Here is a 15757-nt window from a genome sequence, read left to right on the forward strand (position 1 = left end):
ACCACATGCACTTCGGTGGAGCTTCGGTGGAGCTAACGATCTTGGAAACGGAGAAACCCCCGGCCAGACTGTGTCTGACCAGGGGTTTCCTTGGTTCCATCCGGTAGGCCGTGTGGGACTCGAACCCACAACCAATGGATTAAAAGTCCACTGCTCTGCCAATTGAGCTAACGGCCCTGGCGATGTTGCCACCCCGAGCATAGCCGGACGAGGCCGTGTCTCCGATCGGGTATCGGCGACACGGCCGCGCCGGGCAGTCAGAACCCACTGAGCACCCGCCAAACACACACTCAGAACCCACTCCGAACGCACGGGAGCGTCACGGATCAACCGGCTCCGGCGCCCCCGCCCGAGCCGCCTCCCTCGCCCGAGTCCGTTCATGATCCGGGTTCAGGAACCAGTGCCGAGCCGACGCCCCCCACCACGTCGCCGCGAACCCCAGTACGACCAGAACGGCGACCGGCGCGTAGTTGAACGTCTCCCACGTCACCGGCGACACCTGCGGAAGCATGAACAGCACCGTGATCACGCAGACCCACGCCACCGCCACCACCCCGATCGCCCGGGACCACCGCCCCAGATGCCACGGCCCTCGCTCGAAACCGTCCCCCTTCCGCAACCGCAGCAGCGTCGGGATGACGTACGCGATGTACAGACCGATCACGGCGATCGAGGTCACCGCCGCATAGGCGGTCACGTTGATCAGATACGGCAACCCCAGCACCAGTGCCCCCATCGCCGCCAGCCACACCGCCGCCACCGGCGTCCGGGTGCGCGGGCTCACCGTGTGCCAGATGTGGGAGAAGGGCAGCGCGCCGTCCCTCGAGAACGCGTAGATCATCCGGCTGTTGGCCGTCACCGACGCCATCCCGCAGAACAGCTGCGCCCCGATCACGACGAGCAACAGCAGCTTGCCGGCCGTCGCGCCCAGCGCGTCCAGCAGGATCTGGGCCGGCGGTGCCCCCGTCGGGGACGCGAGGGCACCGTCGTACGACTGGATCGCGAACGTGAAGCCCAGGAGCAGGACGAAGCCCGCTATCCATGACGTCCAGATGGAGCGGACGATGCCCTTCGGGCCCGCCGTCGACGCGTCGTGCGTCTCCTCCGTCATGTGGGCCGAGGCGTCGTAACCCGTGAAGGTGTACTGGGCCATCAGCAGGCCCAGCAGCACCACGTACATCCCGCTGCCCCAGCCCGTGTTGTTCACGAACTCACCGAAGACGAAGGACGCCGACTGGTGTTCATCCGGTACGAAGGTCAGCGCGCCCACGATCACCGCCACACCCAGCACGTGCCACCACACGCTCACGCTGTTGAGCAGGCCGACGATCCGTACGCCGAAGGTGTTCAGCAGGCCGTGCAGCACCAGGATGCCCGCGAACAGCAGCATCGTCCGGCCCGGCGTCACCTCGAAGTCGAACTGGAGATTGAGGTACGCGCCCAGGAAGGACGCCGCTCCGAAGTCGATGCCCGCCGTCACCGCCACCTGGCCGAGCACGTTGAACCAGCCCGTGAACCAGGCCCAGGCGGCGGCCGTACGCGAGGGCGCCAGGCGGTGTGCCCAGAAGTACAGGCCCGCCGACGTCGGGTACGCCGAGCAGATCTCGGCCATGGCCAGGCCCACGAAGAGGGTCATCAGGCCCACCGCGACCCAGCCCCAGGTGATCACCGCCGGGCCGCCCGTGTTCATGCCGAACAGGTAAAGCGTCAGGCAGCCCGACAGGACCGAGATGATCGTGAAGGAGACCGCGTAGTTGGAGAACGCCGACATGCGGCGGGCGAGAACCTGCGTATAACCGAGCTGGGCCAGCCGTTCCTCGTCCGAGAGCTCCGAGAGCTCCGAGGGTTTCGAGAGGTTCGTCTGCCCACTCGATGTCGCGTCATCTGTCATGCCCCCAGCGATTCCCTCGCCGAGGGCATGACACACGTCACAACTTGGCTAGAAAATGCCCTTGTAGCCCTGCCAGCCGGTGGCGATCTTCACGCGTCCACCGAACGACCCCTTGCCATCACCGCTGTTGCGGTACAGGTTGCCGCTGGTGTCCCGCGTCACGATGTCGGCCTTCCCGTCGCCGGTGATGTCCCCGACGCCGACGATCACGTTGTAGGAGCCGCCCCAGTTCGTGAACAGCTTGGTGCGGGCGGAGAAGGTGCCGTTGCCCCTGCCGTAGTAGCGGTAGAGGGTGTTGGCCTTGTCCTGGGCGAGGAGGTCGCCGATGCCGTCGCCGTTGAGGTCGCCGGCCCCGACGATCTTCTTGTAGGTCTTCCAGTTGTCGTAGAGCTTCACGCGGGCCGATAGTTTGCCGGTGCTGGTGCCCTTGTACAGGTAGACCGTGCCGGTGGACGTATTGCGGGCGATCAGGTCCGGACGGCCGTCGCCGCTCACGTCACCCGGCGAGGTCAGGACGTCGTACTGGGTCCAGCCGCTGCTGCCCAGCGTCGTGTACGACGTCGACGGCTTGACCGCGGCACCACACCCCGGCTTGTACAGCCGCAGGGCCCCACTGCTGTACCGCACCAGAACGTCGTTGCAGCGGTCCCCGCTCAGGTCGCCGTACGACACGAACCGCGCCGAGGTGGGCCAGCCGCTGCCGGTGACCTTCCCCGAGAACGTGCCCTTGCCCGTGCCCTGCTGGAAGGTCAGGCCGCCGGCGGAGTTGAGGGTGAGCAGGTCGCCGATGCCGTCGCCGCCGAGGTGGTCGTGACGGGCTGCGGCGCCGCCGCGCAGCGCCACCGTGCCGGTCACCTCCACCGGAGCGCCAACGCCGTCCGCCGGCGCGGCGGCCAGCGACCAGTCGTACGAGCCGTTCGGCAGGAACATGCCTTTGGAGTCGGTGCCGAACCAGCCGACGCTCAGCTCGCCGCGCGAGGCGCCGCCGTCCCGCGTGTCCACGACCTTGCCGGTCGCCTTGCTGCGCACGGTCAGCCGCCAGTTCGCCGACGGCTTCGACAGCAACAGGGTGGCCAGGGTGTCGGGCGTGGTGTCGATCTCGTGCGCCTTGACGGACGACGTCTTCGCGGCCGGCGCGAGCAGGCGCAACGGCTGCTGCGGCACTCCGGACGGTACGAGGTGCACGCGCTCCTGGTCATCCACGTAGGCCGCGTTCGCGCCCGACTCGTCGACCGTCCAGCGCACGTCCCGCTGCGAGACCCCGGTGTCGGACAGGTCCCCGATGAACCGGCTCGCGGGCGTCCCGTCGGCGACCGTGGTGAGCGTCAGCTTCCCGGCCTGTTTGTCGTGCGTGACGACGTATCCGTCACCGAGCTTGGCCTCGCCGCTCGGCACGGGCACTGACTTCTTCGCCGTACGGTCGTAGACGCCGGCCCTACCGTCGCAGGTCCAGTACAGATAGCGGCCGAGCGCCTGGAGCTCGGCGGGCGTGCAGCCGGCGTCGGTCGTCAGGGTCTCGGTGACCTTCTTCGACGTCAGGTTGTACGCGGTGACGGCTCCCGGTGTCGTGCCCGCCGTCCACAGGACGTCACCGGAGAGCCCGGCGGCGCCGGGGGTGCGGGTGACGGCCGGGGTTCCGTCGTCGCCGATCCGGTAGACGTACTGCTGAGTGGGCGCCGTGTAGAGCAGGTACGGGCCCGAGACGTCGGTGATCCGCCCGCCCTGCGGCAGCCCGGTGCGTTCCCACAGGCCGTTCGAGCCAGGCCCGTGGACCCTGATCCGGTCGGTGGTCTCGTCGTGGGAGAGCCAGGCGATACGGCCGTCGGCCGTGCCCTGGACCTGGGCACAGGCGACGTCAGTAGCGGCGCAGGGGTCCATTGCGACATCGGTGGTGAACGCGCTGCGCTCGCCGAAGACGGGGGTGCCGGACGGGGCGACCGTCCGTATCCAGTCGGCGCGCACCCAGCTGCGGTAGAGGTCCATGACGACAAGCCGCCCCTGCTCCAGGGACAGGCCCTGAATCGGCAACGGCGGTTTGGGCAGGGCCTTGACGAGCGTGACGACGGGCGGGCCGCCGTCCGCGCCCGGCGTGATGCGCTGGATGCCCCGTTCGCCGGTGCCGGTACCGATCTTCACGGCGGTACCGCCGGGCCCGGCCGCGGTCCCGTACGCCGAGGACTTCAGCAGGGTCACCGGCTCGCCGCCCGTGATGGGCTGCGCGGTCGTCGAGTAGATCCCGTTGACCAGCCAGTCGCCGACGACAGCCAGGTCGTGGGTGGCGTTCGCGCCGTCGCTGACACCCTTGAGCGCGATCTCGACGGGGGCTGCCGACAGGTCACGCCGGAACACCAGGACCGTGGCCTTGTCGGCGGCGGAGACGACGACATGACCGCCGCCGAGGTTCACCTTGCTGTACGCGACGGGGAGCGGTCCGCTCCAGCCGCGCACCTCACCGGTCGCACGGTCCACGGCGGCCAGACCCGGCTGCCCGTCCACGGAGGCACGGAAGTACAGCATCCCGGAGTCCGCACCGGCGGCCTGCCCGAGCATCAGACCGGTCGGGCCTCCCGTGACCGTGAGGTCCTCGGTCGTCCCGTCGGGCCCCGGCGTCAGCAGATGCATGACCCGGGTGGTCACGCCGTCCTCGCCGGTCACGTTCACGTAGGCGACCGTCAGATTGTCGTAGGACGTGAGGTAGCCGAGTCCGTCCGGGATGCGCAGGGTGCGGCTGGTGCCGTCCGTCGCGTCCCAGAAGTCGACACGGCCGTCGGCGTACTTGTACACCAGGACATCGGTGCCGGTCGTCAGCGCGGCGGTCCCCGCGGGCGCCGGGACGCTCACCGACTCGCCGTCCGCGTAACGCGTCCACAGCAGGCCACTGCTGCCCTCCAGGGAGTGGAACACACCCTGCGCCCCGGCGGCGTCGTGACCGTTGTGGGTCGACGACGTCCGGATCGTCGCCTGCAGGCCGTAGTCGCGCAGCGCCGCCGGCACCACCGTCTCCTGCGGCACCTCCGCCGCCGACGCCGACGGCAGCAGCGGGTTCAGTCCGGCCGCGAGCGCGGCGGAAGCCGCTACGGCGACGGCCGCGCGTCTCGCTCTCGAGCGACGTACGAAGACATGACGGGCCAAGGTGATCCTCCCCGGAAAAAAGGAGAGGGAGCGCACCGCATCAGATGCCTCCGGCCCCCCGGCCGTCGCATCCCCCTCATAAGTCGGCTGATCTTACAGTCTTTTCACAGCTCCGCGGAGAGCGTTTTCTGTCCACCCGCCCGGGGACGCGAAAACGCCGTGGCCCCCGGAATTCCGGGGGCCACGGCGCTCACTGCTCAAGGACGTACTCAGCCGTTGCGCTTCCAGCGCGGCTTGTCGTCACGGCGGCCGAAGGAGCCGGTGCCGGTACCGGTGCCGGTGCCCGTGCCGCGGTGGTCGTCACGGCGGCCGGAGGGGCGGTCGTGGCCGGCGGAGCGGAAGCCGGGGCGGTCGCCCTGGCGGTCGCGGTTGAACGGGCGGTCGCTGCCACGGTGGCCGCCACGCTCGTCACGACGCTCGAAGGGACGGGCCGGACGGTCGTCGCGGCGGAATCCGCCACCACGGTTGTCGTCCCGACGCTCGAAGGACCGGCCACCGCCACGGTTGTCGTCACGGCGCTCGAAGCCACCGCGGTCGTCACGGCGCTCGAAGCCACCGCGGTCGTCACGACGCTCGAACGAACGCCCGCCGCCACGGTTGTCGTCCCGACGGTCGTCCCGGCGGAATCCGCCACCACGGTTGTCGTCCCGACGCTCGAAGGAACGCCCGCCACCGCGGTTGTCGTCCCGGCGCTCGAAGGAACGGCCACCGCGGTCATTCCGGTCACCGCGGTCGTCGCGGCGGAATCCGCCACCACGGTTGTCGTCGCGACGCTCGAAGGAACGCCCGCCACCGCGGTTGTCGTCCCGGCGCTCGAAGGAACGGCCACCGCGGTCGTCACGACGGTCGTCCCGACGGAAGCCACGGTCGTTGTCGCGACGCTCGTACGAACGCCCGCCACGGTCGTCCCGGTCCGCCTTGTCGACGTCCTGCGCCGCCGGCTGCTCGGGGACGGAGATCTCCGCGGCCGCGACCGCGACCTGTGCCTCGGCCACCGCGGCCTCGGGGTCCTCGCCCCGCTCACGGGCGGCCCGGGCGACCAGCCGGTCGGCCTCCTCGCGCAGCTCGGCGGCGCGGCGCTGCGCCCGCTCCAGCTGCTTGGTGAGGTGGGCGACCTCGCGCTCGGCCTGCTGGGCCGCGTTGCCCGCGGACTCCGCCTGGACCTCGGTCATCGACCGGGCGCCGGTGATGTCGGCGACCTCGGGCTCGAAGGCCGTACCGGAGTTGATGATGTGACGGGAGGCGTCGACGCCCGCGTCCTCCATCAGCCGGAAGATCTGGCGGCGCTGGTGCGGCAGCGACAGGGAGACGACGGTGCCGGAGCGGCCCGCGCGAGCGGTGCGCCCGGAACGGTGCAGGTAGTCCTTGTGGTCACCGGCGGGGTCCACGTTCAGCACCAGGTCGATGCCGTCGACGTGGATACCGCGAGCGGCGACGTCGGTCGCGACGAGCGCGTTGACGTAGCCCTCCTTGAAGTCGGCCAGCGTCCGCGTCCGCGCGCCCTGCGTCATGCCGCCGTGCAGCGCGTCGGCCTTCACCCCGGCGTCGCGCAGCTGCTCGGCGATACGGTCGGCGCCCAGCTGCGTACGGACGAAGATGATCGTGCGGCCCTTGCGGGAGGCGATCGCGGCGGTGACCGGCGCCTTGTCCTTGGGCTTCACGATCAGGATGTGGTGCGACATGGTCGTGACGGCGCCCTGGGCGGCGTCGACCTCGTGCAGGACCGGGTCCTTGAGGTACCGGTCGACGAGGGTCTTGATCTCGTTCTCCATGGTCGCGGAGAACAGCATCCGCTGACCGCCCGGCGGGACCTGGTCCAGCAGCTCGGTGACCTCGGGCAGGAAGCCCAGGTCGGACATCTGGTCGGCCTCGTCGAGGACGGCGACCTCGACGTTCTCCAGGGAGCAGGCGCCGCGGTTGATGATGTCCCGCAGCCGGCCCGGGGTGGCGACGAGCACGTCGACGCCGCGCTCCAGGGCGTAGATCTGGTTGCCCATGGACGTACCGCCGCACACGACCTTCATCTTCAGGCCGAGCTGGTCGCCGTAGGGCTGCAGCGCGTCCGCGACCTGCATCGCGAGTTCGCGGGTGGGGGTGAGGATGACGGCGCGCGGCTTGTGCTTCTCGGTGCGGCCGCCGGCCAGGCGGGCCAGGGTCGGCAGACCGAAGGAGAGGGTCTTGCCGGAGCCGGTGCGGCCACGGCCGAGGATGTCCTTGCCGGCCAGGGCGTCCGGGATGGTCGCGGCCTGGATCGGGAAGGGGGTGGTCACGCCGTTCTGGGCCAGCTTGCGCACGACCCCTTCGGGGAGGCCGAGGTCCGCGAAGGTGACCTCGGGAACGTCCTCGGCGGCCTCGTTCTCGGGCACGACGACGTGATCAGTACTGGAAATGGACATGCGTATGCGAAACCTTCCGGAGTCTCGTCGGCACGCGCCCGTCAACTCCGTGATTCGCATTACGACCGCCTCTATGCGGTCCGCCACGGCAAGGGAGAGTACGCGCCACACGGCGCGCTCTGCGTTGGCGCCGGGCAAGATGGGATCAAACGATCTACCACCATACGCACCCCCCACCCCCGATGGCAAACCGAGCCTCATGGCCGCAGGTCAGCGGAGTTCACGCGGGTGATCCCGCCTCCGGCGCCGGCTCCCGTTGCTCCAATTGCGGGCCCGGGGGCTCGTGTGCCGACGAGGACGGCTCGGCGACCGTCGGTGTCGGCGTCGGGGACGCCGGCGGTTCGTTCGTCGGCGTCGGCGTCGGCTCGGCCGTGCGGGTGGGAGTGGGCGGCGCCTTGGTCGGCGACGGCGCCCCCGGCCTGTCCGGCTTCTGCGGCTTGCCGCCCCCGGCAGAGGCGGACGCGCTGGGCCGGGCCGACGGGGAGGCCGACGGCTTCGCCGACTCCCCCTTGCCCTTCTTGTGCTTGCCGTGCCCGCGCTTGCCGTCCCCGGCCGCCGCGTCGATCCCGGAGCCGCCGCCCGGCACCGCCGCCCCGCCGTCGGGCGCCTCGCCGCCCCGCTGACCGGCGGAGTGCGACGGCTTCGCGCTTCCCCCGGCGTCGTCGTCGCCCACGCTCATGCAGCCGGCGGCAGCGGCGACGGCCATGACCGTGGCGGCCAGACGGACGGGTACGTACAAGGGGCGCACGAGCAGCCACCTCCGGGGGATGGTGAAGGAGTCAACTTCTTCAACTCCCCCCGCCCACAAGAGGACACGCGCCCCGTTCCGCGGCCGCTCAGCCGTATCCGAGGGCGTGCAACCGCGCGTCGTCGATCCCGAAATGGTGGGCGATCTCATGCACCACGGTCACCTCCGTCTCCTCGACGACCTCCTCCCGCGACGCGCACATCCTCAGCGTCGGCCCCCGGTAGATCGTGATCCGGTCCGGCAGCACCCCGGCGTACCACTCGCCCCGATCGGTCAGCGGAGTCCCCTCGTACAGTCCGAGCAACTCGGGATCGTCCGTCGGGGGCTCGTCCTCGACGAACACCGCGACGTTGTCCATCAGCCGGGTCAACTCCGGCGGAATACGGTCCAACGCCTCGGCGACCAGTTCCTCGAACTCCTCGCGCGTCATCTCCAGCACAGGCCCATTGTCCGGTACGAATCAGCCGTACGAGAGTCATGAGCACGCCCGCATATCCGCACCCGGACTTGGGCATACGGGACCAATGGCCCGCGTCCCCGTCGCCGCTCGGAGCATCGTGAACCGCATCCGCAGGACCCCACGTGCCCTCGCGCGCCACTACCGCACGCGCCGCCCCCACCCGACCGTCGAACTCGTCCCCCAGCCGCACCCCTGGACCCGCGCCCTCGGTCTCGTCACCGTCGTCGTCGTGGGCGCCTGGCTGGGTCTGCTGATCGTCGGCAACGTGCGGACCCCGGTCGGCCCCATGAACACGACGATGACCCTGCGTCCGTCGCTCACCGGCGGCACGAAGATCAACGTCTCGCCGCTCGGCGCGCTGCAACTGGACAGCCACGTCGCCCCCGTCCGCCTGGACGTCAACGTCGACCAGCTCGACCCGGTCCGCGCCCAGGCCCTGGTCGACCACCCCGAACGCCTCTCCGGCCTCCAGGACGAGGTCAGCCAGGACGTCGGACACGGCACCCTCGACCTGGCGCTGCGCTCCTGCGTGGCCGTCGTGTCGGGCGCCACGGCCCTCGGCCTCGCGGTCTACCGCCGCCCCCGCCAGGCCCTCGCGGCCGGCGGCCTGGCGCTCACCCTCCTGGCCGCCTCAGGAGGAACCGCGTTCGCGACCTGGAACCCCGAATCGGTCCTGGAGCCGAAGTTCTCCGGCCTGCTCTCCTCCGCGCCGTCCCTCGTCGGCAACGCGCGCAGCATCGTCACCGAATTCGACGTCTACCAGAAGGAGTTGGCGCGCCTGGTGACGAACGTGACGAAGCTGTACGACGCCACCTCCACGCTCCCCGCCTACGCGCCCGACCCGACCACCATCCGCGTCCTGCACGTCTCCGACATCCACCTCAACCCGGCGAGCTGGAAGATCATCGCCTCGCTGGTGGACCAGTACAAGGTGAACGTGATCGTCGACTCCGGCGACACCATGGACCACGGCTCGGCGGCGGAGAACGGCTTCCTGGACCCGATCGAGGACCTCGGCGCCCCGTACGTCTGGGTCCGCGGCAACCACGACTCCATGACGACCCAGCGCTACCTGGAAGGCCTGAAGAACGTCCACGTCCTGGACGACGGCCGGGCCCGGACGGTCGCGGGCCTGCGCTTCGCGGGCATCGGCGACCCCCAGTTCACCCCCGACCGCACGAACAAGCCCGGAGCCGAGCAGTCCCAGGAGCTGGCCGGCGCCCGCCTGGCCTCCGCCCTGCACGACCAGCGCACGTCCGGCACCTCCGTCGACATCGCCGTCGCCCACGAACCGTCGGCGGCCCGCGAGGTGGACGGCGAGGTCCCCCTGGTGCTGGCCGGCCACCTCCACCACAACGAGATGGAGATCCTGAAGTACGGCACCCGCCTGCGCATCGAGGGCTCGACGGGCGGCAGCGGCCTGCGCGCGATCGAGGGCAAGTACCCCGACCCCATCGAGGCGTCGATCCTCTACATGGACCGCGACACCCGCCGCCTCCAGGCCTGGGACGAGATCAAACTGGGCGGCCTGGGCCTGACGACGGCGGAGGTCAGCCGCCACCTCCCGGAGGAGAACCAGCCCGGAGCCACCCCCTCGCCCTCACCCAGCTCCCCCACCCCGTCTCCGACTGCGCCGTCGCCCACCACCCCGTCGCCCACCACCCCGTCGCCCACCACCCCGTCTCCGACCGCCCCATCTCCGACTGCCCCATCTCCGACTGCCCCGTAAACCGTTTTGGCGATACCTCCTGCCATCCCATATGCTTCTCACGTCCCCGACGCGCCGCGAGGCGCCCAGGCGGGCCGATAGCCCTCATCGTCTAGCGGCCTAGGACGCCGCCCTTTCAAGGCGGTAGCACGGGTTCGAATCCCGTTGGGGGCACAGCTCATTCATGTGTTGCGCCGAGCAGTCGGCGCAACCGCGGGGTACCGAGCGCGACCGCCGTACCCACCGCGAGGACGGAAGCTCCCAGCAGCAGGAAGTACGTCGCCAGGGGCAGCACCGCGGTCAGCCGGAACAACTGGCCTCCCACCACCACGCCCACGGCGCCGAACAGCCCGTTCACCGCGAGCAGACGGCTGGTGCTGCCGGGGGGCGCGACCGTGGCGGCCAGCGCCAGACCGGCCGGAGCGAGCGCGATCTCGCCACAGGAGTAGAGCAGGTAGACCAGCAGCAGCCAGTACGGGCCCACCGGGCCGTGCTCGGCGAGCCGGGCCGCGACGGCCATCAGCACGAAGCTCAGCCCCGCTGTGATCAGCGCCCCCGCGAACTTGACGGGCACGTCGGCCCGCGGCCCGGCGCGCAGCCACAGGCGGGCGAAGAGCGGGGCGACCAGCAGGACGAACAGCGGGTGCACGGACTGGAACCAGCTGGCGGGGACCTCGAATCCGAGCAGGTCCCGGTCGGTGTGACGCTCGGCGAAGAGGCTGAGCACCGAGCCGCTCTGCGCGAAGATCATCCAGAACGCGGCCGAGGACGCCATCAACGCGGTGAATCCCGCGAGCCGACGCCGGTGCGCCTCCCCCGGCGCGCCGGCCCGGCACAGTGAGCGCAGGTACCAGAACGGCAGGGTGACCGTGGTCAGGCCGAGGACGGCGAGCACCGCGGGCAGTGGCAGCAGTCCGAGGGACGCCGGGGCCACCAGCAGCGCGGCCACCGCTCCCGTGGCCCACGCCGCGCGTCTGAGCATCGCGGCGGCCTCGGAGTGCGGCACCGGGCGGGACGGACGCGCGCCCACGTCCCCGTACCTGCGCCGGCCTAGGGCGAACTGGACAAGCCCCGCCGTCATACCGAAGGCGGCCGCGGCGAAGCCCAGGTGCCAGGCGACGCGCTCGGCCAGCAGCCCGGTGACGACGGGGGCGACGAGCGCGCTGACCTGGATGCACATGTAGAAGAGCGAGAAGGCCGCCTCGCGGCGGCCCGCGCCGTCCCCGCTGACCCCCGCGACCATGGCCGCCATGGCCGGCTTGACCAGGCCGGTGCCCGCGACGACCAGCAGCAGCCCGGCGTAGAGCGTGCCCGGCACCGGCACCGCGAGGACCGCGTGACCGCAGGTGATGAGCGCACCGCCGAGCAGTACCGCCCGGCGCGCGCCCAGCACCCGGTCGGCGAGCCAGCCGCCGGGCAGCCCGGCCATGAAGCTGAGTGACATGTACGCCGCGAAGACCGCGGTGGCCGTCGGCGGGGCCATGCCCAGGCCGCCGCGGGCCTCGGAGGCGGTCAGGTAGAGGACCAGGATCGCCGCCATGCCGAAGAAGCTGAACCGCTCCCACAGGTCGACCGCGAGCAGGGTGCCGAAGCCGGGCCTGCGGCCGGCCGCCGCCCCTGCCGGTGCGGCGGGGGCGGCGGAGGCGGCAGTCGGCGAGGACTCCGGCGTGGTGAGGGAGGAGTCCACCGGGGTCACCGAGCCGGTTTGAACGCCACTCCGGCCAGCATCGCGAGTTCCGCGTCCGGGGTCTCGGCCGGTTCGGGACGCCACAGCGGGGCACGGACCACGCCGGGGTCCACCAGCTCGAAGTCCTCGAACAGCGCGGCGAGTTCCCGGTTGTCGCGCCAGATCACCTGGCTCACCGCGCCCCGGTACTGCTCGGCGGCCTCCGGTGCGGCCCGCGGCACCTCCTCCGCGCCGGCGTGCGAGATCACCAGAGCGCTGCCCGGCGCGAGCCCCTCGGTGTACTGCCGGACCAGGGCGAGCGGGTCGTCGCCGTCCGGCACGAAGTGCAGTACGGCGGCGAGGATCAGCGCGACCGGCTGCCCGAAGTCGATCAGCCGGCGGGTGTCCTCCGCGTCCAGGATCTCCCGGGCCTTGTACAGGTCGCCCTGAAAGACGGCCGCTCTGGGTTCGTCGGCCAGCAGCGCCCGGCCGTGCGCGACGGCCACCGGATCGATGTCGACGTAGACGACCTTGCTGTCCGGGTGCGCGGCGAGGGCCACGTCGTGCACGTTGCCCTCCGCCGGGATCCCGGAGCCGATGTCCAGGAACTGCCGTATGCCGAGCGCCGACAGTTCCCGTACCGCGCGGCGCAGGAAGGCGCGGTTGGCCCTGAGGGTGGCGGGGAGGTCCGGGTTGCCCGCCGCGACCTTGCGGGCGAGTTCCCGGTCCGCCGGGAAGTTGTGGGTGCCGCCGATCCAGTAGTCGTACACCCGGGCGATGCTCGGGGTGTCGATGTCGACCTCCGGCGGTGCCCAGGCGGGGCGTTCGGTGCCGTGACGTTCCACGGGTGGCTCCTCCAGTCGATGCGGTTCCATGCGGTTCAATGCGGCGGGGGCTGGTCTGTTACGCCGTGGACACCGGGAGTTCCTCCAGGCCGCGCATCATCAGGCTGCTGCGCCAGCGCAGTTCGCCCTCGTCCACGGCGAGCCGCAGCCCGGGGAAGCGTGCGAAGAGCCTGCTGATGACGATCTGCCCTTCGAGCCGGGCGAGCGGGGCGCCCAGACAGTGGTGGATGCCGTGGCCGAAGGCGACGGAGGCGCTGTGGGCGCGGGTGATGTCCAGCCGGTCCGGGTCGGGGTAGCGGGCCGGGTCGCGGCCGGCGGCACCGAGCGAGATGGTCACGAACTCGCCCTCGGGGATGACCACGGAACCGACCTCGACGGGCTCGGTGGTGAAGCGCCAGGTGGCGTTGGTGACCGGACCGTCGTAGCGGAGGAACTCCTCGACGGCCGCGGGCCACAGCGCGTCGTCCGCCGTGAGCTGCTCGCGCACCTCGGGGTGGGTGAGCAGGGCGAGCGTGCCGTTGCCGATGAGGTTGACCGTGGTCTCGTGGCCGGCCACCAGCAGCAGGAACGCCATGGCGATCAGCTCGTCGGACGACAACTGGTCGCCCGCGTCCTGGGCGTGGACGAGGTCAGTGAGCATGTCGTCGGCCGGTTCGGCGCGCTTGGCCTCGATCAGCGCCTTCAGGTAGGCGATCATCGACGCGCTGGCCTCGCGCACCTCGTCGGTGCCCGCACCGGAGACGAGCAGGTTGGACCAGCGGCGGAAGGCGGCCCGGTCGTCCGGGGGCACGCCGAGCAGCCAGCAGATGACCGTGAACGGCACCGGGAAGGCCAGGGCCTCCATGAGGTCCGGCCTGTCGTGGCCGGCCATGGCGTCCAGGAGTTCGTCGGTGAGTCCGGTGACGCGGGGCCGCAGGGACTCCACGCGGCGTGCGGTGAAGGCCCGGCCGACGAGGCGGCGCAGCCGGGTGTGGTCCGGCGGGTCGCTGTCGAGCATGTGCACGCTGAGCACGTGCGGGAACTGGCTGCGCTCCCCCGACTCCGCGAGGAACGCGCGCTGTTTTTCCGGGTCGGCGAAGTTGCGCGGGATGAGGTCCTTGCCGACCCGCATGTCCTTGCTCAGCCGGGGATCGGCGAGCAGCGCCCTGGCGTGCTCGTAGCCGGTGACCAGCCAGGTGCGCAGTCCGTTCGGCGTCATCACGGGCACGGCGGGCGCGGTCTCCCGCAGCCGGGCCAGCGCCTCGTGCGGGTCCTGGTGGAAGGTGGACGTGAACAGGTCGGCCGGCGGGGCGTCGGTGCTTGCCATTCTCAGGCTCCTTCCATGACGTCGGCCGCACGGGTGACGGCCCGGTCTCTCCCGTAGTGGGCGAGCTCCCGGTAGATCTCGAAGGGGCGGTCCCGGCCGGTGTCGCGCAACGGCCGCAGCGGGGCGGTCTGTTCCTTGTGGGCGGGGCCGCTCTCCCAGGCGGTGAACGCCTCCCAGTCCGACCAGCGGCTCACCACGACATAGGCGCGCCGGTCACCGAGGGCGTGCAGCAGCTTGTTGCCGAGCAGCCCGGCCGTGCCCGCCATCCGGCGGCTGGCCTCGTGGTACGCCTCCAGCACCCGGTACGGGTCGTCGCACAGGTGGTAGAGCACCACCTCGACCGCTCCGGAAGTCGCTTCGGAGACCGGTCCGGATACCGCTTCGGAGGCCGCTTCGGAAACCGGTCCGGATACCGCTTCGGAGGTCGCTTCGGAAACCGGTCCGGATACCGCTTCGGAGGTCGCTTCGGAAACCGGTCCGGATACCGCTTCGGAGGTCACGAGGTGCCGCCGGCGGCGCGTGCAGCGTCAGATGCGCCGGGGAGGGCGGCGACGACGTGCATGGTCGTCATGGAGCCGCCGCTGCGGTACGGGTGAAGCTTCTGCCGGTGCTCCAGATGCCGGTCGCTGGTCTCGAACTCGCGGAACAGCGGTTCGTTCACCCAGTCGCTGACGATGTAGTAGATGCCGCTCTCCTCGGCGCTGCGGGACAGCCACTGACCGAGGTTGGCGGGGTGCGTGGTGACGGAGTCGCCGACCTGCAGCCACACCTTCTCGAACTCGTTCTCCATGTCCGGCTTGATCTGCATCCGCAGCATGACCCGGAACACCTGCTCGGGCGCCTCGGCCATGTCAGATGCCCCCGTCCACGTTGAGGGTCTCGCCGGTGATGTAGGCGGAGGCGTCGCTGAGCAGGAACAGCACCGGACCGGCCAGCTCCTCGACGGTGCCGAGGCGGGCGAGCGCGGTCTTGCGGGAGTAGGTGGCCCGCAGTCCGTCGGCGCGGTCCGCGGGCATGGTGGCGAAGGCCTCGGTCTCGATCACCCCGGGCGCGACGACGTTGACGCGGATGCCCTGCGGGCCGAGTTCCTTGGCGAGCGAGCGGGTCAGCCCGATCATGGCGGCCTTGGCCGCGGTGTAGTGGGCGCGCAGCGGTATGCCCGCCGCGGCGCCGCGCGAGCCGATGTTGACCACCGAGGAGCCGGCGCCGAGCAGCGGCAGCGCCTGCTGGATGACGCGGTAGGCGGCCGTGAGGTTGGTGTCGAGGATCCGCGACCACTCGTCGGCGGGCAGTTCCGCGAACGGGATGTGGCTGATCACGCCCGCGTTGTTGACGATGCCGTCGAGCCGCCCGAAGCGGTCCTTGGCCTCGCCGACGAGCCGGTCGACCTCGGCGGTGTCGCCGACGTCCGCGCGCAGCACGTGGTGGTCGCCGGCGGTCTCCTTCAGCGCGGCGGTCAGGCTGTCGACGGCCTCGCTCTCCTGCCGGTAGCAGGTGAGGACGTCGGCCCCGGCCCGGGCCGCGGCGAGGACGATGCCCCGCCCGATGCCCCGGGTGCCGCCGGTGACGAGCAGTTTCCTGCCGTGCAGTGCGAGTTCCACTGGG

The 15757-nt window shown here is 71.1% G+C and carries 12 protein-coding genes and 2 tRNA genes; 2 read left to right on the forward strand and 12 right to left on the reverse strand.

Going from position 1 to position 15757, the window contains the following annotated elements; all coding sequences use genetic code 11:
* Positions 1-104: 104 nt before the first annotated feature.
* The 6 genes from CLM62_RS06520 to CLM62_RS06545 all read right to left on the reverse strand — a co-directional run bounded on the left by CLM62_RS06520 (position 105) and on the right by CLM62_RS06545 (position 8606).
* Positions 105-177, reverse strand: a tRNA-Lys gene (locus CLM62_RS06520).
* Between the two features lie 142 nt (positions 178-319).
* Positions 320-1891 carry an amino acid permease gene (locus CLM62_RS06525; RefSeq protein WP_257003695.1) on the reverse strand — a complete coding sequence of 524 codons (1572 nt, stop codon included), beginning with the start codon at positions 1889-1891 and terminating at the stop codon, positions 320-322.
* A 48-nt stretch (positions 1892-1939) separates the two neighbouring features.
* Complete coding sequence (locus CLM62_RS06530) at positions 1940-5023, reverse strand: FG-GAP-like repeat-containing protein (RefSeq protein ID WP_095748894.1); 3084 nt, start codon at positions 5021-5023, stop codon at positions 1940-1942.
* 209 nt (positions 5024-5232) lie between these two features.
* Positions 5233-7419: a DEAD/DEAH box helicase gene (locus tag CLM62_RS06535; protein ID WP_179381973.1), complete on the reverse strand. Its 2187-nt coding sequence runs from the start codon at positions 7417-7419 to the stop codon at positions 5233-5235.
* Between the two features lie 220 nt (positions 7420-7639).
* A complete protein-coding gene (locus CLM62_RS06540; RefSeq protein WP_095748896.1) occupies positions 7640-8167 on the reverse strand; it encodes a hypothetical protein in 528 nt (175 codons plus the stop codon).
* An 88-nt stretch (positions 8168-8255) separates the two neighbouring features.
* Entirely contained in the window at positions 8256-8606 is a 351-nt protein-coding gene (locus CLM62_RS06545; RefSeq protein ID WP_179381974.1) for a metallopeptidase family protein, read from the reverse strand.
* An 85-nt stretch (positions 8607-8691) separates the two neighbouring features.
* Between CLM62_RS06545 and CLM62_RS06550 the strand changes: the two genes are divergently transcribed.
* Positions 8692-10356 (forward strand): metallophosphoesterase, encoded by a 1665-nt coding sequence (locus CLM62_RS06550; RefSeq protein ID WP_179381975.1) that lies wholly within the window; start codon positions 8692-8694, stop codon positions 10354-10356.
* A gap of 80 nt (positions 10357-10436) precedes the next feature.
* A tRNA-Glu gene (locus CLM62_RS06555) sits at positions 10437-10509 on the forward strand.
* A 4-nt stretch (positions 10510-10513) separates the two neighbouring features.
* Here the strand turns inward: CLM62_RS06555 and CLM62_RS06560 are convergent.
* The 6 genes from CLM62_RS06560 to CLM62_RS06585 form a co-directional block, all read right to left on the reverse strand.
* Complete coding sequence (locus tag CLM62_RS06560; protein ID WP_179381976.1) at positions 10514-12031, reverse strand: oligopeptide:H+ symporter; 1518 nt, start codon at positions 12029-12031, stop codon at positions 10514-10516.
* Positions 12028-12846, reverse strand: coding sequence for an SAM-dependent methyltransferase (locus CLM62_RS06565; RefSeq protein ID WP_095748898.1), 819 nt, complete (start codon positions 12844-12846; stop codon positions 12028-12030). The genes CLM62_RS06560 and CLM62_RS06565 overlap by 4 nt, the downstream gene beginning before the upstream one ends.
* Before the next feature lie 58 nt (positions 12847-12904).
* Positions 12905-14152, reverse strand: a complete 1248-nt coding sequence (locus CLM62_RS06570) for a cytochrome P450 (RefSeq protein ID WP_095748899.1) — start codon at positions 14150-14152, stop codon at positions 12905-12907.
* Between the two features lie 2 nt (positions 14153-14154).
* Positions 14155-14487, reverse strand: coding sequence for an antibiotic biosynthesis monooxygenase family protein (locus CLM62_RS06575; RefSeq protein WP_107483763.1), 333 nt, complete (start codon positions 14485-14487; stop codon positions 14155-14157).
* Positions 14488-14648: 161 nt separating this feature from the next.
* Complete coding sequence (locus CLM62_RS06580; protein WP_095748900.1) at positions 14649-15002, reverse strand: antibiotic biosynthesis monooxygenase; 354 nt, start codon at positions 15000-15002, stop codon at positions 14649-14651.
* A 1-nt stretch (position 15003) separates the two neighbouring features.
* A complete protein-coding gene (locus tag CLM62_RS06585; RefSeq protein WP_095748901.1) occupies positions 15004-15753 on the reverse strand; it encodes an SDR family NAD(P)-dependent oxidoreductase in 750 nt (249 codons plus the stop codon).
* Between the last annotated feature and the right edge of the window lie 4 nt (positions 15754-15757).

It is taken from the genome of Streptomyces sp. SA15 (assembly GCF_002291145.1).
Lineage (GTDB): Bacteria > Actinomycetota > Actinomycetes > Streptomycetales > Streptomycetaceae > Streptomyces.

What these genes read in the sequence shown, in the direction of transcription:
- CLM62_RS06525 (WP_257003695.1), bottom strand. Translation starts at nt 1,891, where the DNA reads ATGACAGATGACGCGACATCGAGTGGGCAGACGAACCTCTCGAAACCC.
- CLM62_RS06535 (WP_179381973.1), bottom strand. Translation starts at nt 7,419, where the DNA reads ATGTCCATTTCCAGTACTGATCACGTCGTCGTGCCCGAGAACGAGGCC.
- CLM62_RS06550 (WP_179381975.1), top strand. Translation starts at nt 8,692, where the DNA reads ATGGCCCGCGTCCCCGTCGCCGCTCGGAGCATCGTGAACCGCATCCGC.
- CLM62_RS06570 (WP_095748899.1), bottom strand. Translation starts at nt 14,152, where the DNA reads ATGGCAAGCACCGACGCCCCGCCGGCCGACCTGTTCACGTCCACCTTC.
- CLM62_RS06580 (WP_095748900.1), bottom strand. Translation starts at nt 15,002, where the DNA reads ATGGCCGAGGCGCCCGAGCAGGTGTTCCGGGTCATGCTGCGGATGCAG.